Source organism: Cryobacterium sp. Hh7, from assembly GCF_004403155.1.
Taxonomy (GTDB): domain Bacteria; phylum Actinomycetota; class Actinomycetes; order Actinomycetales; family Microbacteriaceae; genus Cryobacterium; species Cryobacterium levicorallinum.
This window is the reverse complement of the sequence record NZ_SOHG01000053.1, coordinates 55,406-78,514: the sequence shown is the minus strand read 5'-3', so window position 1 is coordinate 78,514 and position 23,109 is coordinate 55,406. Positions and strand designations below refer to the sequence as shown.

Below are 23,109 nucleotides of genomic sequence, written 5' to 3'. Positions count from 1 at the left end.
CCGCCGCGATATCGAGGGCGGAGACCGTGGTGGCGGTGCTGAGACGACTCATGAGCTGACCTGCTTGATGACGTGGATGCGGCAGGACCCGTGGGATCTGGGGTCGAGACAGTGCGAGGTGATTTCGGCGATGAAGGTGGCGCCGCCCATGCCAGCAGCGTCGTCACCGACGCGGGTGCGAAAGGCCTCGAGCTGCTCCGGAGTGAAAGCGGGCTGGGTGGGATTGCGATAGTTCTGCTTGACGGTGCCCGAGGAGACGATGACCAATCGTGCACCGGCCAGGGCCATGTCCGAGGACACACCGTCGATGGCGCCTTCTTGAAAGGCCAGCTGGTAGGCGCCGAGCTGCGGATGCTCCGCGACTCCGGTATCGCTCGTCGCATCGCCCTTGCCCGTTTTGAGGTCGACGATCACGGCCCGGCCGTCGGCCTGGCGTTCGACCCGGTCGATGGTGCCCGACAGCACGGCACCGCTCACTTCGAGCTGAAAGGTGCCCTCGGCGCTCAACAGCTCTCCGCCGCCGTTCTCGAAATCCAGCAGGTAGGAGGCGAGCCGATCGGTGAGCTCCCTGGCTGCAACTTTCTGCACCCGGGACTGCCAGTCGGCGTCGAAGTCGAGCTCGTTCCAGCGGGCCTCCACCCCCTGCCACAGGGCTTCTGGGCGCCGATCGGTGGCGTCTTCCATGACCTTGTGGATGATCGTGCCGAGGTTGGCCGCGGTGTTGGAATCGCCGCCACCGACCTGACCGATCAGCCAGTGCAGCGGGCAGGTTTCAAAGGCTGCCATGCGCGACGGCGATACCCGCACCGGTTGGTCGCCGGCCTCCGGGTCGTTGAGTGGGCGCACGGTGCTCGGGTCGGCCAGGCCGTACCATTCGTCGGGCGAGGCACCTGGCACGTTTTCGTCGGCGAGCCGGGCGAGCGTGGCTGCGGCATCCGCTGCCCGGGTGGCGGAGTCGACCCGACCCGGCGAGTGGATGGCGCGGGTCAGGTCGCGCCTCAGCCTTCCGGTCAGACCGCGAAGCGACACGGGGTAGTGGGCGGGGTCGTCGGCGCCCAGAGCGGGAGCAGGCTGCGGCAACAGGCGAAAGAACACCGATGGTTCGTTCTCTTCGTTATTGACGGCGGTGACGAGTAGTTCGGTCGTGGCCCGGCTGGCCGCCTGAGCGAACATGCGCAGTTCGTCGTGCAGCACCGCGGTGCGGGCGTCAGTACCGGATGCGTCTTGCCCGGAGGCGATGAGGGCGAGGTCGCCGGCGCCGAGCAGGGAGCCGCGAATGCGCAGGTCGGGCCAGACGTTGGCCTGCACACCGGCCAGCACGACAATGTCGAAGTCGCGCCCGATGGTGCCGCTCGGCGTGGACACGGTGACGGCCGCGCCGACGGCGCGCGGCGCCAGGGTGTCTTCGGGCACGTCGGTGTCGACGAGGTGTTCGAGGAACAAAACCGGCGGGGCCGACGGGGTTCGTTCGACGTAACGCTGGGCCGCGGAGAACAGAGCGACGACAGCATCGAGGTTGTGGTTGGCCTCGTCGGCGACGATTCCGGTGCCGGTGGATTGCTCCTTCCAATCACGGTCGAGACCGCTGCGCTGCCAGAGGCCCCAGAGCAGCTCTTCGATGGTCGCGCCGGCCGCGTACTCGATGGCGGCCTGGCGCAGGCTCGCTCCGCAACCGGCCGCACGGCGGGCGGTGCGGTTGTCGATGGTGGCGAGCAGCTCAGGGTCGTGCAGGGCGGCGACAAGGAGTTCATCGGCGCTGCGCGGGGTGGGGGTGTCGGTGGCCAGCTCCTGTTGACGCAACGCGGCGCGCAGCCGACGCAGGGTAATCGGGTCGAGGCCGCCGAGCGGACCGCGCAGCAACTCGATTGCGGCCTCGGGGTCGAGCGGTTTGCGGCCGAGGGTGACCTCGAGGGCGAGAATGAAGGCTTTCACCGCGTACTCGTCGCGGAGGGCCGTGCTCGCCGTGGACACCTGGGTCGGCACTTCGAGCGCGGCGAGCCCCTTGGAGATCGAGGGAACGAGTGAACCGGTGCGCACGATCACGGCCATGCGCGACCACGGAGTTTCGTCGATCACGTGGCGTTCGCGCAGCAGCCGGGCGATCACCGCGAGCTGGTCGGCCGGGCTGGTCGCGATGACGGTGTGCACGGACGGTTCGGGGACGGCGTCCGGCGTGGTCAGCGTCTCGGGCGCAGTCACGGCACTCGGAGCCGAGAGCGCAGGATCATCGGAGCCGTCGACAGCAATCTCGCTCACCGCGTCGGGTTCGGCCTGCACGCTGCCCGCCGCACGCTGGGTGCCGGCCGCAGCCGCGCCGATGCGACTCGTGATCTGCTGAATCACCTGACGGATGCCCGCGCCGTGTCGGTAGACGGTGCCGAGTACGATCGGCGGTGCGATCCCGCCGGACGGCGAAGCCGCCGCGGGTCCGACCGATGACCCCACCGGCGCCCCGACCGGGCCCAGGCCGAGGTACTGACCGAGGCGACCGAGGGCATCCGGATGCGCACCGTGGAATGATCCGGTGCTGATATCCGGGTCGCCGACGGCGATGATCGCGACCCCGCGCGCCTGAAACTGGGCCAGCAGGGTGAGCGTGGCCTGGGTGACTTCCTGGGCATCGTCGAGCACGATCAGGCGCAGTCCGGCCAGGGTACCGAGCGTCGCCGCCCCGGCCGGGCCCACCTCGGCTCCGGCCACGATCGCCGCGGCATAGCGGGCCAGCTCGGTGGAGTCATACTGCCCGGGGCGGGCCTGGTCCTTGGCCTCTTCGTAACCGCGAATGAACTCGGCAGCGGCCACCCACTCCGGCCGCCCGAGGCCGAAACGCTCCAGCTGGTCCGGAGTGACGCCATATTCCACGGCGCGCATCATCAGATCGCGCAGTTCGGTACGAAATCCCCGCAACTGGCGTACGTCAGCGCCCAAGGTGTCTGGCCAGACCGGGCCGCTCGGCGCTCCGGCCGTCTCGTCGTCCAGGTGGCCCTGCAGCAGTTCGGCGATAATCTGGTCCTGCTCGCCGCCGGTGAGCAGGGTTGGAGTGGGCCCACCGGCCTGGGCGACCGCGGAGCGCACGATCTGAAAGGCCACGGAGTTGGCGCTGCGAGCGAGTGGCCCGTTGGTCGGCACGGCCAGGCGCAGCGCGATCCGGTCGCGCAGCGCGGTGGCACCGGCGCGCGTCGGCACCAACACCAGCACCGCGCTCGGCGAATACCCCCGGTTCAACACCCGGTCGGCGACGAGTTCAACGAGCGTGCTGGTCTTGCCGGAGCCGGGCGCGCCGATAACGGCGGCGCTCACCGCGTCGGGGAGATCGAGAACAGCCTGTTGGTCGGCGTCGAGGTCGTGGTTGGTCACATTTCAACGGTAACGGGTTGCGCCGACAGTGAAATCGGTCAGGGCGAGGGCGCGTTCTGTCGTAATCTGGGCGCAAGGCTACGAAAGGCAGTTCGGTGGATATTCGCATTGGTATTTTCAACTCTCCCCGTGAGATCGGTTTTGAGACTTCGCAGCCAGCGACCGAGATTGAGGAGACCGTTGCGGCGGCCCTCTCCGGTCAGACCGGCTATCTGAAGCTCAGCGACAGCAAGGGTCGCGTCTACATCGTTCCGACCGTGGGGCTCGCCTACGTCGAACTCGGCAGCGAAGAATCGCGCCGCGTCGGCTTCGTCGCCTAAAACGCCATGGAGCTGTTGTTCGTCGCGCTGTTCGGCACGCTCATCGGCCTCGGCGCACGGTACTTCCTGCCCGGACGCTCAACCCAGGGCTCGGTGCTGGTCCCCGCGATCGGAACGGCCGCGGCATCCTTGGTCTGGGTCGGGCTGACCTGGCTCGGCTGGAATTGGGCCGGGGGGTGGATCTGGTGGGTGTCTCTCGGTGCCGCCGTCGCTGCATCCGTTGTGCTGAATCTTATGATCAGCCGGCAACGCATTCATGCCGATCAGCGAATGCTGCAGGCCCTGGCCAAAACCGGCACGGCCTAATCTCACATTCTTAAGCCGTGAGGCCGAGGCCGTCCATGCGGCGGGTGTGCGCCGCGATGAGTTCGGTGAAGACCGGTTCGATGCGTGACTCATTGCTGCCCGCGCGATCGTTAGTGGGATCCGTGGCCGGCATGGCCGACCGGGCCACGAGCAGGGTGTCACCGACGAGCCGACGGCCCCACATCGCCAGCTGTGAGCCGAGCGCCTGATCGTTTTCGATCGCGGTCTGGAGCTCGTGAACGAGCACGTCGGTACCGGAATCCTCGCCGAGCAATTGCGCGACGCGAGGCCCGATATCCCGCGGCAGGCCGTCGGACAGCCGAATGAAGAAGTCATCGAGCAAGCCACCGACGAGGTAGCAGCTCAGCAGTAATTCGTGCCAGTTGACACCGGCGGTCTTCGCGCGGAACGCATCGAGGCTCACGACGAACGGGGCCATCTCAACGGCCGGCTCGTGGCCGCGGCGACGAATCTCGGTGATCAGTCCGTGGTGCTTGCTAAGCGCCCGACCGGCAGCGGCGCTGAGGCCTTCTTTAACGGCGAGGTTCGGTGCGGTCGCCACCGCACGGGCCAGGCTTTCGAATTCGCCGAGCTCGCTGTACGCGGCCTGACCAAGAAAATGCTGCACGCCCGGCGCGAGCGAACTGATGTCCACTTTTTCGGTTGGCTGGGGTGCCCCGCGGGCCGAAAGCCTCGGAGCTTCATTGCGCTGCGGGCGCCGACCGAACCACGTGACCACGGGCTTAGCTTAGAACAGCGTGCCTGTGGCCGCTGTCCAGACGGGGCAGTAAGGTGGAATTACGTCGCCGACAAGGATCGGCGGCCGCTGCCCGAGACGCAAAAACGGGCGCACTTCGCTTCCAGTTAATGACAGGCATACATTCGTGACTTTCTCCGAACTTAATATTGACCAGGACATGGTCGACTCCCTTGCTGCCAAGGGCATCCTCGAACCGTTCCCCATTCAAACCCAGACCATCCCGCTCGCTCTCGCCGGCCAGGACATCATCGGCCAGGCCAAGACCGGCACCGGAAAGACCTTCGGCTTCGGGCTTCCGGTGATTCAGCGCCTCGGACTCGACCCGGAGCCCGGTGTGCAGGCGCTCATCGTCGTTCCGACGCGCGAACTGTGCGTGCAGGTCTCCGAAGACCTCGAACTCGCCGCGGCAAACCGTAATACCAAGATCGTCTCCATCTACGGCGGCAAGGCCTATGAGGGTCAGATCGAACAGCTCAAGGCTGGCGCTCAGATCGTCGTCGGCACCCCCGGCCGTCTGCTCGACCTCGCTGGCCAGCGTTTGCTCACCCTCGCCAACGTGCGCGAGATGGTGCTCGATGAGGCCGACAAGATGCTCGACCTCGGCTTCCTCTCCGACATTGAGAAGCTGTTCGCGCAGACCCCGGCGACCCGCCACACAATGCTGTTCTCGGCGACGATGCCCGGACCGATCGTTGCCCTGGCCCGCCGCTTCATGAACCGCCCGATTCATATTCGCGCGACCGACCCCGACGAAGGCCTCATGCAGGCCAACATCGAACACCTGGTCTACCGCGCGCACAACATGGACAAGGATGAGGTCATCGGCCGCATCCTCATGGCTGAGGGCCGTGGCAAGACCATCATCTTCACCCGCACCAAGCGTGCCGCCGCGAAGCTCGTCGAAGAACTCGGCGACCGTGGCTTCAACGCCACCGCCGTGCACGGCGACCTGAACCAGGAACAGCGCGAACGCGCCATGGCGAGCTTCAAGAGCGGCAAGAAAGAGATTCTGATTGCAACGGATGTCGCCGCTCGCGGCATCGACGTGGAAGACGTCACCCACGTGATCAACCACACCATTCCCGAAGACGAGAAGGCGTACCTGCACCGCGTCGGCCGCACGGGTCGCGCCGGCAAGACCGGAATCGCCGTCACCTTCGTCGACTGGGACGACCTGCACAAGTGGTCGCTCATCAACAAGGCCCTGGACTTCGGCCAGCCGGAACCGATGGAGACGTACTCCTCGTCACCGCACCTCTACACCGACCTGAACATTCCAGCCGGCTCCAAGGGCCGCCTGCGCGCCACCCCGGTGAAGGAGGTCACCGCGGGTGACGCTCGCACCGGCGGGGCCGGACGTACCGGCGGGTCGCGTTCCGCCGGAGCGGGCAGCCGATCCGGCGCGGCGCGCTCTGGGCGCTCGGAGAGCGGGCGCTCCGAGGGCGGTCGTGGCTCCGGCCGTGGCGACTCTGCGCGCACCGGTTCTGACCGGCCAGCGACGAGCCCGGTTGCCGACGACGCCAGTCGCCCCGCCCGGTCACGCACCCGCGTCGGCTCCAGCACGAACCCGGACGCCCCGGCGGCAACTCCGGCCGCCGGCACGCACGATGGCGGCGGAGCCGAGCACCACGACGGCAACAACGCCCCGCTGCGTCGCAGCCGCACCCGTCGTCGCTCACCGCAGACCGGCAGCGCGATCTAATAGCTGCTCAGCACCGCTCGCGCCCGGCACCCGGGCTGCCCTCGCTTCGACTTCGGCAGCCTCGGGGGTCGGGCGCGTTTGCGTTCAATGCTGCGGCATCCGCTTCAGGGGATCAACCGTAAACCGGAGCCGCGCCGCGGCCCTCGGCGATGATGCGGTCGAGAACGTCGGGGGCTGTGGTGTTCTCGCCGAGCAGGTTGGGCTTGCCGGTGCCGTGATAGTCGCTCGAACCGGTGACGGACAGCCCGAATTTGGCGGCGAGCTCGTACAGCCGTTTGGTGGGTTCCGGATTATTCTCGCGATGCTCCAGTTCGAGCCCGAACAGTCCGGCCTCAACCATCGTCTTCAAGCTGGATTCAGCGACGACGTCGCCGATTCCACGGGTGGCGGGGTGGGCGATGACCGGCACTCCCCCGGCGGCACGCACGAGCTCGATCGCTCGCACCGGATCGGGAGCGTAGTGCGGCTGAAAGTAGCCGGCCTTCCAGTGCAGAATGTCGGCGAAGGCCGCGCTGCGATTGAGGGCGTGCCCGCGGGCCACGAGGGCATCGGCGATATGTGGCCGGCCGACCGTGGCCTCAGGGGTGGTCTGGGCGAGCACATCGTCCCAGCTCAGGTCGTAGTCCGCGCCGATGCGGGCGACCATCTGCTCGGCCCGGCTGAGCCGGGCTGCGCGCACGCGGGTCATCTCCGCCAGCAGCGCCGAATCGTCAGGGTCAAAAAGATATGCCAAAAGGTGCACACTGGCGTACCGCACGCGGGTGCTGAATTCCATTCCCGGAATAAGTGTCAGGTGCTCGGTGCGTGCGGCCGCGGAAGCCTCGGCCCAGCCGACCGTCGAATCGTGGTCGGTGAGGGCGATCGTGCCGAGCCCCGCCACGGCTGCGGCGTGCACGAGCTCCGCCGGAGTCTCGGTGCCGTCCGACACGCTCGAGTGTGCGTGAAGGTCGATCGGACCCCGAAATTGCCGCGCGACTGCCATGCTCCCATGCTAGTTGGACACCTGCGCCCGTTCATTGCTGACCACGGCACTGGGGATTCCCCAGAATACTGATCTAGGGTTCAGAACAATGTTCTCCAGACTCCTTCGGGCACTGATTCTGATCGGTGCCGCCGTCATCCTGCTGGTGGTGACCTGGCCGCAGGCGTTCGACCTGCACAACAGCTGGGTCGTCGCCCATCTGGTGTCCTTTCGCGCCGTGGCCGTCATCGGCGCGGTCGTCGGGCTCGTCCTGCTCGGGGTACTACGGTTTATTCGCCCGCTGCGTCGCACATTGGGAATGGCCATGGTGCTGCTCGCCCTGTTCGGTATCGCCAACGTCGGCATTCTGGCCTCCCGCGGTTTCACGACCACGGTTTCGCCCACCCAGGGTCAGCTCAGCGCCGAAGCGGATGCCGACTCCGTCACCGTACTCAGTTGGAACACGCTCGGAGACGCTCCCGGCGCCGCGGTCATCGCCGCGCAAGCGCTGGCCCAAAACGCCGACGTCGTGACCCTGCCCGAAACGACGGAAGAGACCGGCATTCTGATCGCCGAAGCGATGCGCGACGCCGGCCGCCCAATGTGGGTGCACACCCTGGCCTTCGATCTGGTCTCCAAGGCCCGCTCCACCACCGTGCTGATCAGCCCCGACCTGGGGGACTACACGGTCACCAACGCGGCCGGGTCCGGGCCGCCCGGCAACACCAACGTGCTGCCGACCGTGGTGGCCGAACCGGTCGACGGGACCGGCCCGACCATTGTGGCGGTGCATGCCGTTGCGCCGATTCAGTATGAGATGTCGAACTGGCGCAGCGATCTCGACTGGCTCGCCACCCAGTGCCTGGGCGACGACGTGATCATGGCGGGCGACTTCAATTCCACGCTCGACCATATGGCGGGGCGCGCGAGCGTCGGCGGCTCGGTTCTCGGCAACTGCTCGGATGCTGCCCTGTCAATCGGTGCGGCATCCGTCGGCACGTGGCCGACCGCGATGCCCGCGCTGCTCGGCAGCCCGATCGATCACGTGATGGCGACCCCGAACTGGCGGGTCTTGGAACTGCAGGTGATCGAGTCACTGGACGAGGCCGGAAGCGATCACCGACCGATCGTGGCGACGCTGACGCCGGCCAGTTAGTTTCGGACAGCCGCGCAGCATCCGCTCGTCGCAGCATCTGCAGCACCCGATCGGGTGCTGCCCAGAGTGCGGTGTGAGAATGGGGGAATGGCTGATACTACTGCTCCCGCACTTATTCCTGCCGCGCGTTCGAACGAGAACCGTTCGACCACTCCCGGGTCTACCGGTTTCAAAGCTTTCATCGCGAGCGGATGGGCCGAACGCACCGACGTTCTGCCGCCAGCTCGCGAGCAGGCACCGTTCGCCGCCGCACGTCGCGCCCGGCTATCCGCGCAGTACCCGGGACAGCGACTGATCATTCCGGCCGGCCGCCTCAAGCAGCGCTCCAACGACACTGACTACGCCTTCCGCGCCCACTCGGCCTTCGCCCACCTCACCGGCTGGGGCAGCGACAGCGAACCCGGTGCCGTGCTCGTGCTGGAACCAGCGGCCGCTGTCGGCCACGACGCGACCCTGTACTTTCGCGAGCGGGCCGGCCGCGACTCCGACGAGTTCTACGCCAACCCCGACATCGGCGAATTCTGGATCGGACCGCGTCCATCCGTCGCCCAGGTCGCCAGCGACCTCGCCGTTACGGTGCGCGGCATCGCCGACCTCGCCGCAGTGCTGAAGGCGGTCGACAGCGAAACCCTCGTGTTGCGTGAAGCCGACCCGACCTTCACCGAGCAGGTCGACGAGGCCCGTCTGCGTTTCGCCGCCGAGCGGGTGCTCAGCAGCAACGCCACCGACTCTCCGTTCAGCATCGAGATCAATGCCGAGCATGAGCCCGACGCCGGCCTGGCCCGGGATCTGTCCGAACTGCGCCTCGTCAAGGACGCCTGGGAGATCGCGCAAATGCGCCTCGCTGTCGCCGCCACCGCCCGCGGATTCGACGACGTCATCGCCGACCTCCCCCGTTCCAGCCAGCACGCCCGCGGCGAACGCCTCGTCGAAGGTGTGTTCAACACCCGCGCCCGCAGCGACGGCAACACGGTCGGCTACGACACCATCGCCGCTTCGGGCCCGCACGCCTGCATTCTGCACTGGACCCGCAATGACGGCGTTGTCGCCGCCGGTGACCTGATTCTCATCGACGCCGGCGTCGAACTCGACAGCTACTACACCGCCGACATTACCCGCACCCTCCCGGTGAATGGCGTCTACAGCGACGTCCAGCGCCAGGTCTACGAAACCGTGCGCGAGGCAGCGGATGCCGCCCTCGCCGTCGTTCGCCCCGGTGCCATCTTTCGCGACGTGCACGCCGCCGCGATGCAGGTCATCGCGAGGCGCACCGCGGAGTGGGGAATGCTCCCGGTCACCGCGGAGGAGGCTCTTCTTCCGGACAACGGCCAACACCGCCGTTACATGGTGCACGGCACCAGCCACCACCTCGGCATCGACGTGCACGACTGCGCGCAGGCACGCCGCGACATGTATATGGACGGCGTGCTCGAACCGGGCATGGTCTTCACGATCGAACCCGGCCTGTACTTTCAGCCCGACGACCTCACGGTGCCGGCCGAATTCCGCGGCATCGGCGTGCGCATCGAAGACGACATCCTGGTGACCGCCACCGGAGCCGAAAACCTCTCCGCAGCTATTCCCCGCACCGCGAATGAAGTTGAAGCCTGGATCGCCGCGAAGCAAAGCTAAACAGGTTGACTATTCGGAGGGGACCGGAGGATCTACCGGGGGCGCAGCAGGCGCTGTCGGCTCGGCCTCGCGGAATCCCGAGAGCAGGTTGCGGGCCCGGTTGACCAGTTCGACGTCGACGATGATCTGGTAGCTGGTCGCGATGACCTGCATGGTCGAGGTGAAGTCGCGGCGGCGGCGGTTGATCGCGTAGCTCGCAATGCCGAGCAGCATGCCGAATCCGGCACCCATGATCAGGGCGGCGAAGACGAACGGTAGGCTCGATCCGGTCGGCGAGAACAAAAAGAACAGAATCCCGAAGAAAATTCCCAACCAGGCACCGGATGCCGCGCCAGCGAGCGCGACCCGGCCGTAGGTGAGTTTGCCGGTCACTCGCTCGACACTCTTGAGGTCGTTGCCGACAATCGCCAGCTGCTTCACCGGAAAGTCCGCCTTGGCGAGCGTGTCGACCGCGCTCTGCGCATCGGCGTAGGTGCTGTACGTCGCGAGCACCTCTCCGCGCGGCAACACGGGAGGCAAAACTGGGCGACGCCGGGGAAACAGACTCTGGTTGCTCATTTCGGTATTCTTTCACGCAGACCTGTTGACATGCCCGATCGTGCAACCTCAGGTAATCCATTCAATGGACTCGGCGAACGTCTCCTCACCGTCGTCGTCGTCAAAGACATTGGCCACCATGTGGGTGACGAAGAGCGCAAAGCCCAGAGCAATGTCCTTGAAGAGCTCGCGGTCGAACGGGCCGTACCACGAGACACCGCCCGGGCTTTCGGGGTCCAGGTCGAGCCGGTTGATGGCGAAGTCGCCCTCCAAAGAGAGGATGACGATTCGGAGCGAGCGAAACGGCGGGTTCCCGCCGATCAGGTCGCCGAGACCCCGTGCCTCCTCAGCGTTGACCGCCAGGAGGTGGGACAGCGAGACGGCATTGTCTGCGGTGCGATCGGTTGCTACCGCAAATTTCAGGTAGCTCATCCGGTCGCCGGAGACCAGGTGGATTGATTCGGCCTTGACCGATAATTGCCGATAGGCGAGAATGTCGTGCGCTGCGTTCAGGAGACCGGTGAGAGCCCGGCGGGCAGCGGCGCTGTCTTTGACTTTGCCGTAGTCGGGTGCCACTCCGCTCCAGATCAATTGCACGGCTCGCCTCGCCGGCGGAATGCCGTCCTTCGCCGGAAAGCTCAACGTTCGCCCTGCGCCCGGAAAGCGGGCCCGGCCGAGCACCGCGCAGTGAACTTTTGTCGGGAATCATGGGCAAGTTCGCAAACGGTCATGAGCGCAACCCTATTCCGTGCCGGCAATTCGTGCCTGGTCACCATCGTCGGGCTGGTGGCCGACACGGGAAGTCGTGCCGGGCCACCAATGTCGGGCCAGTGGCCTACATTTATATTGTGAGTGCCACCAGAGTTTTTGTCGCCCGACTGGCCGGGTGCACCGTTTTCGACCCCGCGGGCGACCGCGTGGGCAAGGTGCGCGATGTTCTCGTGGTGTATCGAAAAAACGACCCGCCCAGCGTCGTCGGCCTGATCGTGGAGATCCCCGGTAAACGCCGCGTCTTCGTGTCGATCAACCGGGTCACCAGCATCGGCAGCGGCCAGATCATCACGACCGGCCTCATCAATGTTCGCCGCTATGAGCAGCGCGGCGGCGAGGTGCGCGTCATCGCTGAACTCCTCGGCCGCAAGGTGCTCTTCACCGACGGCTCGGGCGACGCCACCATTGAAGACGTCGCGATCAAGGAGGGCACGGAGGCCGACTGGGCGATCAGCCAGCTGTTCGTGCGTCGCCCCAAGACCAGCGCCTCCCCCTTCGTCAAGGGCGTCACGACCTTTGCAACCTGGGCAGAGGTGCGCGAGAAAGCGACCGAAGGCCAGGCGCAGTCTGCCGAACACCTCATCGCGACCTATTCCGATTTGAAACCGGCCGACCTCGCCAATACCCTGCTCGACCTGCCGCGTGAGCGCATGTTCGAGGTGGCCGGCGAGCTGCCCGACGATCGCCTCGCCGACGTGCTCGAGGAGATGCCAGAGACCGATCAGGTCGGTATTCTGACCAGCCTCGGCGATGCCCGCGCCGCCGATGTGCTCGATCAGATGCAGCCCGACGATGCGGCCGACCTCATCGCCCAGCTGCCCGAGGAGCGCGGCGAGCAGCTGCTCGACCTGATGGAGCCCGAAGAAGCCGAAGACGTGCGGTTTCTGCTCTCCTACGCTCCCGACACGGCCGGCGGCCTCATGACGACCGAGCCGATCATCGTCTCGGCCGATGCCACCGTCGCCGAGGGGCTCGCGCGCATCCGTCGTCATGATCTTGCCCCGGCACTCGGTGCGGCGATCTGCGTGACCCTGCCCCCCTACGAAGCTCCCACCGGTCGTTTTCTGGGCATGGTGCATTTTCAGCGGATGCTGCGCTACCCGCCCCACGAGCGACTCGGCACGCTGCTCGACGCGGGTCTGGATCCGGTGACCGCCGACACGTCGGCCGCCGAAGTCAGCCGTATTTTGGCAAGCTACGACCTTGTGTCGGTGCCCGTGGTCGATGAGAATTACCGACTGGTCGGGGTGGTGACGATTGATGACGTGCTCGACTACCTGCTGCCCGACGACTGGCGCAGCCACGACGGCAATGATGATGTGCGTCGCCGCGCCGCCGCCCGCAGCGAGCTGAGAACCGGCAGTATCCCGCTCCCCGGAGCGCAAAGGACGACTCGTGGCCCGCAATAATCGCGCCGACCTGCGCCTCGATGCGCCCAAGGGGCTGCGAACCGGCAACCTCGTGGGTCTCGGGCGCAACGGCGGCCACAGCCGGGACCGGTTCGGCCGCTTCACCGAGGCCATCGCCCGCGGCATGGGAACCCCCTGGTTTTTGCTCGGACTCACCCTGTTCGCCGTCGCCTGGATCTCCTGGAACACGCTCGCCCCGGTTGCCTGGCGATTCGACTCCGTCGCGCTCGGCTTCATCGCCCTGACCCTCGTGCTCTCGATGCAGGCCTCGTATGCCGCGCCGATGATTCTGCTCGCGCAGAACCGTCAGGACGACCGTGACCGGGTGCAGTTCGAGCAGGACCGCCAGCGGTCAGAACGCACCCTCGCTGACACCGAATATCTCGCCCGTGAGGTCGTAGCGCTGCGCATTGCGATCAAGGACATGGCCTCGAAAGACTTCATCCGCGCGGAACTGCGCGCGTTGCTTGAGCATCTGGATGAGCGCAGTGATGAGCGCAGCGACGAACGAGCAGCCCCAGACAGCACCGACGAAAGCCGCCCCACCGCATGACTTCTGCACCTTTTCCTCCGGCCCCTCTGACTCCAGAGCCCGACAGCATCCGCTCCCGCGTCTTCACCGCCCTAGCCCGGGTGACCGACCCCGAGATTCGCAAGCCCATCACCGACCTCGACATGGTGTCCGGGGTGAGCGTGAGCGATGACGGTCAGGTGAGCGTCGGCATCCGCTTGACCATTGCCGGTTGTCCGGCCGCCCAGCGCATCGAGAGCGACGTTCTCGCCGCCGCCGAGTCGGTGTCCGGGCCGGGGCGCGCGAGCGTCGAGGTGGCGATCATGACCCGCGAGCAACGCACCGCGCTGACTGAGAAGCTGCGCGGCGGCCAGGTGGCACGCAGTGTGCAGTTCGGCCCGGAGTCGCTCACCCGCGTTTACGCGATCACGAGCGGCAAGGGCGGCGTCGGCAAGTCCACCGTCACCGCGAACCTGGCCGTGGCGCTGGCCGGCGAAGGCCTGCGAGTGGGAATCGTCGACGCCGACGTGCACGGCTTCAGCATTCCCGGCCTGCTCGGCCTGGTGCACGACGGCCTCGCGCTCAAACCAACCCAGGTCGGCGACATGATTTTGCCGCCGATCGCGCACGACGTCAAGGTCATCTCGATCGGCATGTTCATCGACGACGCGTCGGCCGCGGTCGCCTGGCGCGGACCGATGCTGCACCGCACGATCAAGCAGTTTCTCACCGATGTGTACTTCGGCGACCTCGACGTGCTGCTGCTCGACCTGCCACCGGGCACCGGCGACGTCGCCATCACGGTCGGCCAGCTGCTCCCCCACGCCGAGGTCATCGTCGTGACCACGCCTCAGTCCGCAGCGGCCGATGTGGCCGAACGCAGCGGCGTCGTGGCCCGCCAGACCGGGCAGAGCGTCTACGGCGTGATCGAGAACATGTCGGCGATGGTGCAGCCCGACGGCAGCTTGCTCGAGCTGTTCGGTTCGGGCGGTGGCGACGAGGTCGCCAGGCGCCTCTCCGTCGGGCAGCCCGCGCCGGTGCCGGTGCTAGCGCAGGTTCCGCTGAGCCTGGCCCTGCGCAGCGGCGGTGATGCCGGGCTCCCGGTCGTGCTCGGCGCGCCCGACGACCCGGCCGCTCGCGCCATTCTGGAGCTCGCGCACCGCATGAAGACGCGGGCCCGCGGACTGGCCGGCCTCAGCCTGGGCCTCACACCGCGCTAGCCGGCCCGGTGAAACCGCCCGGGAATCCTTATTCCTTCGGCTTCACCAGCGTCGCGGCATGGTCGGGAACCTGGTGATTCTCCTCCCGCGGCGGCCGTTCATAGTCCGAAGCCGGCGGCCTGGGCGGAATGTGCACCTTCGGCGGGTCCGTTTTCTCGTACGGCACGAGCGAGAGCAGATGGCTGATCACGTTCAACCGGCTGGCCCGCTTGTCCTCGCTCTCGACCACCCACCAGGGCGCTTCGGCGATGTCGGTGTGCACGAACATCTCATCCTTCGCCTTGGAATACTCGACCCACTGGGTGATCGACAGCACATCCGTTTCGGAGAGCTTCCAACGCCGCATCGGGTCCTTCAGCCGGGAGCGAAACCGTCGTTCCTGCTCCAGGTCAGACACCGAGAACCAGTACTTGACCAGCAGAATTCCGTCTTCGACCAGCATCCGTTCGAACAGGGGTGCCTGGTGTAGAAACCGACGGTATTCATCGGAAGTGCAGTAGCCCATCACCCGCTCGACGCCAGCCCGGTTGTACCAGGAGCGGTCCATCAGCACGATCTCGCCGATCGAGGGCAGGTGCTCGATGTAGCGCTGAAAATACCACTGGCCGCGCTGGCGCTCGGTCGGCATCGGCAGCGCGACGATGCGCGCCACCCGGGGGTTGAGATATTCGGTGATGCGCTTGATCGCCGAACCCTTTCCGGCAGCATCGCGGCCCTCGAAGATCACCACGACGCGGGCACCGGATGCCTTCACCCACTGCTGCATCGTGACCAGTTCGGCCTGCAGCCGGGCGAGTTCGGTCTCGTAGATGGACTTTTTTACTCGCTTGGGCTGCTTCAACTCGCTCATCCGTTCTCCTTGGAGCGTTACGTCGCCTCAGAGTCGAACGGGGCCGGCTCGAGCGCGGCCAGGGCGGCTTCCCTGGCACGTTTGCGTTTCAAATAGGCGCCGTCGGGGTTCGGCTCGGCCCGGGAAATTGACGCGGATTGCTCCTTGACCGGGTCTTCATCGGCGAGGGCTTCTCGAATGATGCGGCGGGGATCGTACTGGCGTGGGTCGAGTTTTTTCCAGTCCAGATCGTCGAACTCCGGACCCATCTCGTCGCGCATGCGATCTTTGGCACCATTGGCCATGTCGCGCAGCTGGCGTACCAGGCGAGCAAGCTGGGCGGCGTAGTGCGGCAACTTGTCTGGGCCAAGCAAGAAGACAGCGATGATCCCGATCAGCAGAATCTTTTCGAACGTCAGCCCAAACATGTCCCTAGAATATCTGCCCGGCGGGGCATCCATGGACCAGTCCACCTCGGCCCTAGTCTTGAGCTAATCATCTACTGGAGTTATTTGTGTCTGACATTGAATTGAACTGGAAGTTCTCCGACGACTGTGTCGTCGAATCCGAAGCCATCGCGCGCGCGCGTCAACAATCCCTCGAACTCGGGATCGACGCGATTGCCCCCTCGGTGGGCGCACAGTCCGCCGTGATCGCCGCCGCCACCGGGGCCCGCAGTATCCTCGAGGTCGGTACCGGGGCCGGAGTGTCGGGGATCTGGCTGCTCACCGGCGCGCCCGGCGCTACCCTGACCTCGATCGATACCGAGGTCGATCATCTACAGCACGCCAAAGCCAATTTCGCCGAGGCGAAGATTCCGGCCAACCGGGTACGCCTGATCACAGGCAAGGCCGGCGAGGTGCTGCCCCGCATGAACGAGAATTCTTACGACATTGTGTTCGTTGACGCCGACCCGCAGTCGGTCATCGAATACGTTGAACACGGCCTGCGCCTGGCCCGCCCGGGCGGAACCGTACTCGTGGCGCACGCCCTGTGGCGCGGCCGCGTCGCCGACCCGGCGCAGCGCGACGACGTGGCCACCGGTTTTCGCACGCTGCTGACCGAGATCGCCGGGTCGAGTGCCGTGATCAGCGCGCTCTCCCCCGTCGGCGATGGGCTGCTGCAGATCACCAAGCTGAGCGCTTAACCGACCGCACATAGAAAAGAACGGCTGCGCGAGCAGCCGTTCTTTTCTATTTCGAACTAGAGGAACGCTACTTCGCCGCAGCGACAACCCCTGCGAGTGCATCGTGAAGTTCCTTGGCCTCGGCGTCGTTGACTGATACAACGAGCCGACCCCCACCTTCGAGCGGTACACGCACGATGATCAGGCGCCCCTCTTTTACCGCCTCCATTGGACCGTCTCCGGTTCGTGGCTTCATGGCCGCCATGAACTCCCCTTCCATTCGTCTTTGTATATCCATTATCGACTATCTCGGCCCGAGACGTAAATTAGGGCCTGATCGCGGTCGTTTAAGGCGGTGTCCAGTCGTAGCCGTCGACGCCCCAGCAGATCAGCAGCCAGCCCCACTGCCCGGCCACGCAGACCAGAACGATCGCCACGCGATAGGCCCGGTTACGCGGCATCGCGGCCGCGCCGAGCAGCGGAAACATCGGCATGAGCAGCCGAAACGTGCTGGACTGCGGAAAAAACACCGCAAGCAGGTACAGGGCGTAACTCGCCAGCCACAGCCGCAGGTCAACGCCGAGGCGTCGCACGGCGGGGGTGAACAGCAGTAGCGCGAAGGCCAGAATCAGGGCGGTCACCACGACGATACCCAACGGGCTGCCGAGCCACCAGACGCCGCTCTGGAACCAGGCTGTGAACGGCACGAGCTCCTGATAGCCGATGTACGGTGCTCGCCAGGCCAGTTCCGTGTCGGTATAGGCCATCAGGTCGCCGGTCGCCGCCCACGCAGCGAGCGGCCAGGCCAGTCCCATCAGAGCGCTGAACAGGGTAACGGATGCCGCCAGCATCCGCTCTCGAGGCGCAAAAGGATCACGCGCGCGCGTGACGAACCGATAGATCACGTGCAGCCCGAGCGCGAGCGCGAAGGCCAGCCCGCTCGGCCGGGTCAGGGCCATCACCGCGATCACCGGAAACAGCAGCCAGTAGCGGCGTTCGAGCAGCAGGTAGAGCGCGAGGGTCAGAAAGAAGAGGTACATCGACTCGGCGTAGGCGAACTGCAGCATGGGCGACAGCGGGGCGGCACAGAACAGAACGACCGCGAACAGGGCCGTGGCCGGCGACTGAACCCGGGCCATCAGCCGGTAGAACAGCAGCGCGGTGCCGAGGCTGAAGGCGACCGAGACGAACACCGCCACCGGCGCCCAGGATAACCCGGTCAGTTCCATAAGCAGGCGCGCCAGTACCGGGTACCCCGGCATGAACGCCCAGGCGTTCTCGCCGATCTGGCCGGTCGAGGTTTCCGGCAGCACACTCGGGTAGCCGACAACGGCGACGATGTTGTACCAGTTGCCGTCCCACATATTGGCGAAGTCGGTGTATTTCGGGCTCGCGCCGGTCCAGGCGTTGGGGCCCTGCACGCTCGCCAGAATGAGGACCAGGCTCGTCGTGACCACGCGCGACAGCGCCCAGACCACGATCACCTTGCCCCACCACGGCGTCAGCCGATAGCGGGCCTGCCACGCAGCGGGCAGCCGGCGGGCGGGCGGGCGGCGGAGGTCTGGGCGGCGGGTGGCTTGGTTGCGGGAGCGCAGCGTCCGCTCAGTCATCGTTCTGTCGCTGCGTTAGCGAACGGATGCGCTCAGCCAGGCGCGCAATCCGATCTCGCAGGCCGTGATCTCTTCTACGGCCACGCGCTCGTCGTCGGCGTGCGCCTTCAGCGGGTCGCCGGGGCCGTAGTTGACGGCCGGAACGCCGAGGGCGGAGAAGCGCGCGACGTCGGTCCAGCCGTATTTGGGCGTGGCCACGCCGCCGACGGCAGCGAGGAACTCGCGGGCGAGCGGGGCGTCGAGGCCGGGGCGCGCGCCCTCGGCCCGGTCCACGACCGTCAGATCGTAGCCGGCGAACAGCTCGCGCAGGTGGGCGACGGCCTCATCGCCGCTGCGGCTCGGCGCGAAACGGTAGTTGACGTGCACCATGCACTCGTCCGGGATGATATTGCCGGCGACACCGCCGGTGATGCCGACCGCGTTGAGTCCTTCGCGGTAGACCAGGCCCTCAACCTCAACCTCGCGGGCCTGATACCCGGCTAAAATGTTCAGGATGGGTGCGGCCTTGTGGATGGCGTTCTCGCCGACCCAGCTGCGGGCGGAGTGCGAGCGCAGTCCGAACGTGCGGATCTCGACCCGCAGGTTACCGTTGCAACCGCCCTCGACCTGGCTCTTGGTCGGTTCGCCGAGAATAGCGAAGTCGCCCTGGAACAGGTCGGGACGATTGCGGGCGAGACGGCCGAGGCCGTTGAGCTCGTCGGAGACCTCTTCGTGGTCGTACCACATCCAGGTCACGTCGACTCCGGGGTCGCTCAGTTCGGCGGCGAGCTTGAGCTGCACGGCCACCCCCGCCTTCATGTCGACGGTGCCGCGACCCCACAGGTAGTCGACGCCGTCGATCGTCTCGTAGCGGGTCGGCAGGTTGTCGTTGAGCGGCACAGTGTCGATGTGGCCGGCGATAACGACCCGCTGGGCACGATTCAGGTTGGTGCGAGCGACGACGGTGTCGCCGTCGCGAATGATTTCGAGGTGGTCGAAACCCTGCAGCGCGGCGACAATCGCATCGGCCAGGGCGGTCTCATTGCCGGAGACCGACTCCATGTCGCAAATTTGTCTGGTCAGTTCGATCGACGTTGCCGTCAGGTCAAGCACGGTGAATTTTGCTGGGGCCGGAAGTCTAGAAGTCACCCTACTAATCTAGAGGTATGCCCTCCGTTCTGACCAAAAACGCCCCTTCTGACGCCACTCCGACCCAGGCGTGGGGGTATGGTCTCGCTTCTGTCGCCACCGACGGCACCGTGCTCGACACCTGGTTTCCGACCCCGGCCCTCGGCGCCCTGCCGACCGGCCGCGATCGCTGGATTATTCCGGCCGAACTCAGCGAGGCAGCCGGTGACGACGTGCGTCGCGCGGTGCGCCTCGAAGCCGTCACCGTGGAGATCACCCTTGACGCGGCCCCAGCCAGCACCTCGGATGCCTACCTGCGGCTGCACCTGCTCTCCCACCTGCTCGTTCTGCCGAACAGCATTAACCTCGACGGTATCTTCGCGCACCTGCCCACCGTGGTCTGGACCAACGCCGGCCCCATGCTGCCGGTCGACTTCGCCCGGCTTCGCCCGGCCCTGCAGCGCGCCGGCATCCAAGCCAGCGGCGTCGACAAGTTTCCGCCGCTGCTCGACTACGTCGTACCGGCCGGCGTGAGAATAGCGGATGCCTCCCGCGTGCGGCTCGGCGCGCACCTCGCGCCCGGCACCACCGTGATGCACGAGGGCTTCGTCAACTTCAACGCCGGAACCCTCGGCTCCTCGATGGTCGAGGGCCGTATTTCGCAGGGTGTCGTGGTCGGTGACGGCGCCGATATCGGTGGCGGGGCATCCATTATGGGCACGCTCTCTGGCGGCGGTACCCAGCGCATTTCGATCGGTGCCCGCGCCCTGCTCGGCGCCAACTCCGGGGTCGGCATCGCCATCGGCGACGACAGCGTCGTCGAGGCCGGGCTCTACGTCACGGCCGGCACCAAGGTGATTCTGATCGGCGAGCCGGTCGGCGACGACGGCGCGCGGCCGACGGTGAAGGCCGTGGAGCTTTCCGGCGTGCCGAACCTGCTCTTTCGCCGCAATTCCATCTCCGGCGCCGTCGAGGTCCTCGCCCGCAGCGGCAGCGGCATCACGCTGAACGCCGCGCTGCACGCGTAGCAGCTGCAGAGCGGATGTCGGCGGGTTCCGCTAGCATCCGGGTAGAGGCAACACGCGAGGGAGTGATGTGGGCACCGACGCACCGCGCAGCAAGGGCCATCGCCGCATTCGGCGGTTGCTGATCGCGCTCGGTGTGGTGCTCAGCCTCGTCCTGGTCACGGCCGGGCTCGGGGTGTGGACGGTGACACGGTCGTTTCCGACGCTGTCGGGCACCGTCGACATTGAGGGATTGTCGAACCCGGTGACCGTGACTCGTGACGAAGCCGGGATACCTCAAATCACGGCGAAGACCGCGGCCGACCTGTTTCTGGCCGAGGGCTACGTGCACGCCCAAGACCGCTTCTGGGAGATGGATTTTCGCCGGCACGTGACCAGCGGCCGATTGTCGGAGCTGTTCGGCGAGAGCCAGGTGGGCACCGACACGTTTGTGCGGACGCTCGGCTGGCGAGCCGTCGCCGAACAGGAGGTAGCACTGCTCGACCCGGTCGCGCTCGGCTATTACCAGTCCTACGCCGACGGGGTGAACGCCTACCTCGACACCCACGACGGCGCCGATCTGTCGCTGGAGTATGCCGTTTTGGGCCTGCAGAACCCCGGGTATGAGGTCGAACCGTGGACTCCGGCGGATTCGGTCGCCTGGCTCAAGGCAATGGCCTGGGACCTGCGTTCCAACCTTGATGATGAGATCGACCGGGCACTGCTGTCGACGACGCTCACCCCGACCGAGGTGAACCAGCTGCACCCCGAGTACCCCCCGGGAGCACACCCGACCATCACCGGCAGCCAGACGGTCGTCGTTCCGTCGGCCGGGGCGCCGGAGGCTGCCGAGCCGACCGAGCCGGCCGGTGAACCAACGGCTGAGCCGTCCGCCAGCACCGGCCTCGAGTCGACCGTCGAGCCCGCGTCCGTCGACTCTTACGCGGGGGCGCTCACCGAGTTGCGCGCCGTACTCGGGGCAATTCCGGAGCTGCTCGGGCCGGCCGGCGGCGAGATCGGTTCCAACTCCTGGGTCGTCGCCGGCTCCCTCACCAACACCGGCATGCCACTGTTGGCCAACGACCCGCACCTCGGGCCGGCGCTGCCCTCGGTCTGGTACCAGGTCGGGCTGCGCTGCCAGTCGATCACCGCCGACTGCCCGTTCGACGTCGCCGGATACAGCTTCTCCGGTTTGCCCGGCGTGATCATCGGTCACACCGAGCGCATCGCCTGGGGTTTCACCAACCTCGGACCCGACGTCGCCGACCTGTACATTGAAAAAATCACCGGCGACAGCTACGAATTCGACGGCGCGGCGAAGCCGCTCCTGCTGCGCGACGAGAAGATCTCAGTGGCCGGCGGCGATGACGTGAAGATCGAGATTCGCTCGACCGAACACGGACCGTTACTCAGCGGATTCGACGGCACCACGTACCAACGCATCGCCAGCGACTATCCGAAAGCGGCTGGACTGCCGACCGCTTCCTCCGGGGTAGAGTCCGGAGCTGAGGCCAGCGGTGTTGACCTAACGACGTATGAGCTGTCCCTGCAGTGGACCGCGCTGACACCGGGGCGAACGGCATCCGCTATTTTCGCACTCAACCAGGCGACCGACTGGACCAGTTTTCGGGCTGCCGCTGAACTGTTTGAGGTTCCGGCTCAAAACCTGACCTACGTCGACGTCGAGGGCAATATCGGCTATCAGGCTCCCGGGCTCATCCCCATTCGAGCCAGCGGTAACGGCACCCTCCCGGTGCCGGGCTGGACCAGTGAATACGGCTGGACCGGCTACATCCCCTTTGATGCGCTGCCGAGTACGTTCAATCCGCCGAGCGGATACATCGTCACGGCCAATAACGCCGCCGCCGACCCGGGCTCCCCGAACCTGCTGACCGCCGACTGGGATCTCGGATACCGGGCAAACCAGATCACCGCTCGACTGCAAGAACTCATCGCGGTCGGAACTCCGCTCACCGCGGAGCTGATGAGCGACATTCAGGGCGACAACTACAGTGCCATCGCGGCTGCGCTGGTGCCTCGGCTACAGCAGGTGCGCCTCACCGGTTCAGCAGCTGAGGCGCAGCAGCTGCTCGATGGTTGGGACTACCAGGTGGATGCCGACAGCGCGGCGGCCGCCTACTTCAACGTGATCTGGCGCACGTTGCTGAAGGACATGTTCACCGGAAAGGTCGATGACGGCGCCCACCTCACCGGTGGTGACCGAGCGTTCTCCGTCGTGACGAGCCTGCTCGGCCAGTCTGACTCGCCGTGGTGGTCCAACCCCACCTATGGCACCGTCGGTCAGGAGAGCATGTTGCGGCGGGTCATGACGAGCGCCGCCGCCGAGAGTGCCGATCTGATGGGATCCGACCCGACCGACTGGCAGTGGGGCAGCATCCACACGCTCGAGCTCAAGAACGCGAGCTTCGGTGAGTCGGGGATCGCCCCGCTGGAATGGCTGTTCAACCGCGGACCCTACGAGTTGGCGGGCGGATCCGCCGTCGTGAACGCCGTCGGCTGGGATGCCACCCAGGGCTACCAGGTCGACTGGGTGCCGTCGATGCGGCAGGTGATCAGCCTGGAGAACTTCGACGACTCCACCTGGATCAATCTCACCGGGGCATCCGGTCACGCCTTTCATTCCAACTACACCGATCAAGCACCGCTCTGGCGCGACCATGAGACGCGCCCGTGGCTGTTCACCCCCGCCGCCATCAAGGACGACGCCGCCGACACGCTCACCCTCGAGCCCGCCGCGTAGCCTGATTCTGGCCCGAACACCAGCCTGTGG

Annotated in this window: 21 protein-coding genes; 11 read left to right on the top strand and 10 right to left on the bottom strand. The window is 66.4% G+C overall.

The genetic code is table 11. From position 1 onward, the window contains the following. Positions 1–48: 48 nt before the first annotated feature. Positions 49–3,357, bottom strand: coding sequence for an ATP-dependent DNA helicase (locus E3T43_RS14540; RefSeq protein WP_134472953.1), 3,309 nt, complete (start codon positions 3,355–3,357; stop codon positions 49–51). 95 nt (positions 3,358–3,452) lie between these two features. Here E3T43_RS14540 and E3T43_RS14535 point away from each other — a divergent pair, with 95 nt between their 5' ends. Both E3T43_RS14535 and E3T43_RS14530 read left to right on the top strand, forming a co-directional pair. Further along, positions 3,453–3,677 (top strand): DUF3107 domain-containing protein, encoded by a 225-nt coding sequence (locus E3T43_RS14535; protein ID WP_092108379.1) that lies wholly within the window; start codon positions 3,453–3,455, stop codon positions 3,675–3,677. 6 nt (positions 3,678–3,683) lie between these two features. Beyond that, positions 3,684–3,983 carry a hypothetical protein gene (locus E3T43_RS14530; protein WP_134441309.1) on the top strand — a complete coding sequence of 100 codons (300 nt, stop codon included), beginning with the start codon at positions 3,684–3,686 and terminating at the stop codon, positions 3,981–3,983. Positions 3,984–3,993: 10 nt separating this feature from the next. Here the strand turns inward: E3T43_RS14530 and E3T43_RS14525 are convergent, their stop codons facing one another. Further along, complete coding sequence (locus tag E3T43_RS14525; protein WP_134472952.1) at positions 3,994–4,722, bottom strand: ferritin-like fold-containing protein; 729 nt, start codon at positions 4,720–4,722, stop codon at positions 3,994–3,996. 145 nt (positions 4,723–4,867) lie between these two features. On the opposite strand from E3T43_RS14525, the gene E3T43_RS14520 reads away from it, so the two are divergent. After that, on the top strand, positions 4,868–6,445 hold the full coding sequence (locus E3T43_RS14520) for a DEAD/DEAH box helicase (RefSeq protein WP_134441307.1): 1,578 nt from the start codon (positions 4,868–4,870) through the stop codon (positions 6,443–6,445). Positions 6,446–6,557: 112 nt separating this feature from the next. Here the strand turns inward: E3T43_RS14520 and E3T43_RS14515 are convergent, their stop codons facing one another. After that, positions 6,558–7,427, bottom strand: coding sequence for a PHP domain-containing protein (locus E3T43_RS14515; RefSeq protein ID WP_134472951.1), 870 nt, complete (start codon positions 7,425–7,427; stop codon positions 6,558–6,560). A gap of 88 nt (positions 7,428–7,515) precedes the next feature. Here E3T43_RS14515 and E3T43_RS14510 point away from each other — a divergent pair, with 88 nt between their 5' ends. After that, positions 7,516–8,562, top strand: coding sequence for an endonuclease/exonuclease/phosphatase family protein (locus E3T43_RS14510; protein WP_134472950.1), 1,047 nt, complete (start codon positions 7,516–7,518; stop codon positions 8,560–8,562). 87 nt (positions 8,563–8,649) lie between these two features. Beyond that, positions 8,650–10,194 (top strand): aminopeptidase P family protein, encoded by a 1,545-nt coding sequence (locus tag E3T43_RS14505; RefSeq protein WP_134472949.1) that lies wholly within the window; start codon positions 8,650–8,652, stop codon positions 10,192–10,194. A gap of 9 nt (positions 10,195–10,203) precedes the next feature. Here E3T43_RS14505 and E3T43_RS14500 read toward each other — a convergent pair whose 3' ends face one another. Then, positions 10,204–10,752: a general stress protein gene (locus E3T43_RS14500; protein WP_134472948.1), complete on the bottom strand. Its 549-nt coding sequence runs from the start codon at positions 10,750–10,752 to the stop codon at positions 10,204–10,206. A gap of 48 nt (positions 10,753–10,800) precedes the next feature. Next, the gene (locus E3T43_RS14495) at positions 10,801–11,328 is read right to left on the bottom strand and encodes a hypothetical protein (protein WP_134472947.1); all 528 of its coding nucleotides are present in this window, start codon (positions 11,326–11,328) and stop codon (positions 10,801–10,803) included. A gap of 251 nt (positions 11,329–11,579) precedes the next feature. Between E3T43_RS14495 and E3T43_RS14490 the strand changes: the two genes are divergently transcribed. The 3 genes from E3T43_RS14490 to E3T43_RS14480 are packed head-to-tail and all read left to right on the top strand — an operon-like array spanning position 11,580 to position 14,642. Next, the gene (locus E3T43_RS14490) at positions 11,580–12,911 is read left to right on the top strand and encodes a magnesium transporter MgtE N-terminal domain-containing protein (RefSeq protein WP_092450442.1); all 1,332 of its coding nucleotides are present in this window, start codon (positions 11,580–11,582) and stop codon (positions 12,909–12,911) included. Next, on the top strand, positions 12,898–13,464 hold the full coding sequence (locus E3T43_RS14485) for a DUF1003 domain-containing protein (protein ID WP_092450248.1): 567 nt from the start codon (positions 12,898–12,900) through the stop codon (positions 13,462–13,464). Before E3T43_RS14490 ends, E3T43_RS14485 begins: the two co-directional genes overlap by 14 nt. After that, the gene (locus E3T43_RS14480) at positions 13,461–14,642 is read left to right on the top strand and encodes an Mrp/NBP35 family ATP-binding protein (RefSeq protein ID WP_134472946.1); all 1,182 of its coding nucleotides are present in this window, start codon (positions 13,461–13,463) and stop codon (positions 14,640–14,642) included. The genes E3T43_RS14485 and E3T43_RS14480 overlap by 4 nt, the downstream gene beginning before the upstream one ends. A gap of 28 nt (positions 14,643–14,670) precedes the next feature. On the opposite strand, the gene ppk2 is transcribed toward E3T43_RS14480, so the two are convergent. Together ppk2 and E3T43_RS14470 are read right to left on the bottom strand one after the other, a co-directional pair. Beyond that, positions 14,671–15,492, bottom strand: coding sequence for a polyphosphate kinase 2 (gene ppk2, locus E3T43_RS14475; RefSeq protein ID WP_134472945.1), 822 nt, complete (start codon positions 15,490–15,492; stop codon positions 14,671–14,673). Between the two features lie 17 nt (positions 15,493–15,509). Continuing rightward, positions 15,510–15,899, bottom strand: coding sequence for a sec-independent translocase (locus E3T43_RS14470; RefSeq protein WP_092450254.1), 390 nt, complete (start codon positions 15,897–15,899; stop codon positions 15,510–15,512). Positions 15,900–15,985: 86 nt separating this feature from the next. Between E3T43_RS14470 and E3T43_RS14465 the strand changes: the two genes are divergently transcribed. Next, complete coding sequence (locus tag E3T43_RS14465) at positions 15,986–16,618, top strand: O-methyltransferase (protein WP_092450256.1); 633 nt, start codon at positions 15,986–15,988, stop codon at positions 16,616–16,618. Positions 16,619–16,685: 67 nt separating this feature from the next. On the opposite strand, the gene E3T43_RS14460 is transcribed toward E3T43_RS14465, so the two are convergent. The 3 genes from E3T43_RS14460 to dapE form a co-directional block, all read right to left on the bottom strand. Beyond that, complete coding sequence (locus E3T43_RS14460) at positions 16,686–16,862, bottom strand: DUF3117 domain-containing protein (protein WP_092108645.1); 177 nt, start codon at positions 16,860–16,862, stop codon at positions 16,686–16,688. 82 nt (positions 16,863–16,944) lie between these two features. Beyond that, positions 16,945–18,207 (bottom strand): hypothetical protein, encoded by a 1,263-nt coding sequence (locus E3T43_RS14455; RefSeq protein WP_241979011.1) that lies wholly within the window; start codon positions 18,205–18,207, stop codon positions 16,945–16,947. Between the two features lie 15 nt (positions 18,208–18,222). Beyond that, positions 18,223–19,335 (bottom strand): succinyl-diaminopimelate desuccinylase, encoded by a 1,113-nt coding sequence (dapE, locus tag E3T43_RS14450; protein ID WP_255454212.1) that lies wholly within the window; start codon positions 19,333–19,335, stop codon positions 18,223–18,225. A 17-nt stretch (positions 19,336–19,352) separates the two neighbouring features. Between dapE and dapD the strand changes: the two genes are divergently transcribed. Continuing rightward, positions 19,353–20,342 (top strand): 2,3,4,5-tetrahydropyridine-2,6-dicarboxylate N-succinyltransferase, encoded by a 990-nt coding sequence (dapD, locus tag E3T43_RS14445; RefSeq protein ID WP_092450260.1) that lies wholly within the window; start codon positions 19,353–19,355, stop codon positions 20,340–20,342. Between the two features lie 67 nt (positions 20,343–20,409). Then, positions 20,410–23,079 carry a penicillin acylase family protein gene (locus E3T43_RS14440; protein WP_134472944.1) on the top strand — a complete coding sequence of 890 codons (2,670 nt, stop codon included), beginning with the start codon at positions 20,410–20,412 and terminating at the stop codon, positions 23,077–23,079. The last annotated feature ends 30 nt before the right edge of the window (positions 23,080–23,109 follow it).

Excerpts from the sequence above, each read along its gene's own strand:
- E3T43_RS14530 (WP_134441309.1), top strand. The coding sequence starts at position 3,684 with ATGGAGCTGTTGTTCGTCGCGCTGTTCGGCACGCTCATCGGCCTCGGC.
- E3T43_RS14515 (WP_134472951.1), bottom strand. The coding sequence starts at position 7,427 with ATGGCAGTCGCGCGGCAATTTCGGGGTCCGATCGACCTTCACGCACAC.
- E3T43_RS14510 (WP_134472950.1), top strand. The coding sequence starts at position 7,516 with ATGTTCTCCAGACTCCTTCGGGCACTGATTCTGATCGGTGCCGCCGTC.
- E3T43_RS14505 (WP_134472949.1), top strand. The coding sequence starts at position 8,650 with ATGGCTGATACTACTGCTCCCGCACTTATTCCTGCCGCGCGTTCGAAC.
- E3T43_RS14500 (WP_134472948.1), bottom strand. The coding sequence starts at position 10,752 with ATGAGCAACCAGAGTCTGTTTCCCCGGCGTCGCCCAGTTTTGCCTCCC.
- E3T43_RS14480 (WP_134472946.1), top strand. The coding sequence starts at position 13,461 with ATGACTTCTGCACCTTTTCCTCCGGCCCCTCTGACTCCAGAGCCCGAC.
- ppk2 (WP_134472945.1), bottom strand. The coding sequence starts at position 15,492 with ATGAGCGAGTTGAAGCAGCCCAAGCGAGTAAAAAAGTCCATCTACGAG.
- E3T43_RS14470 (WP_092450254.1), bottom strand. The coding sequence starts at position 15,899 with ATGTTTGGGCTGACGTTCGAAAAGATTCTGCTGATCGGGATCATCGCT.
- E3T43_RS14460 (WP_092108645.1), bottom strand. The coding sequence starts at position 16,862 with ATGGCGGCCATGAAGCCACGAACCGGAGACGGTCCAATGGAGGCGGTA.
- E3T43_RS14455 (WP_241979011.1), bottom strand. The coding sequence starts at position 18,207 with ATGACTGAGCGGACGCTGCGCTCCCGCAACCAAGCCACCCGCCGCCCA.
- dapD (WP_092450260.1), top strand. The coding sequence starts at position 19,353 with ATGCCCTCCGTTCTGACCAAAAACGCCCCTTCTGACGCCACTCCGACC.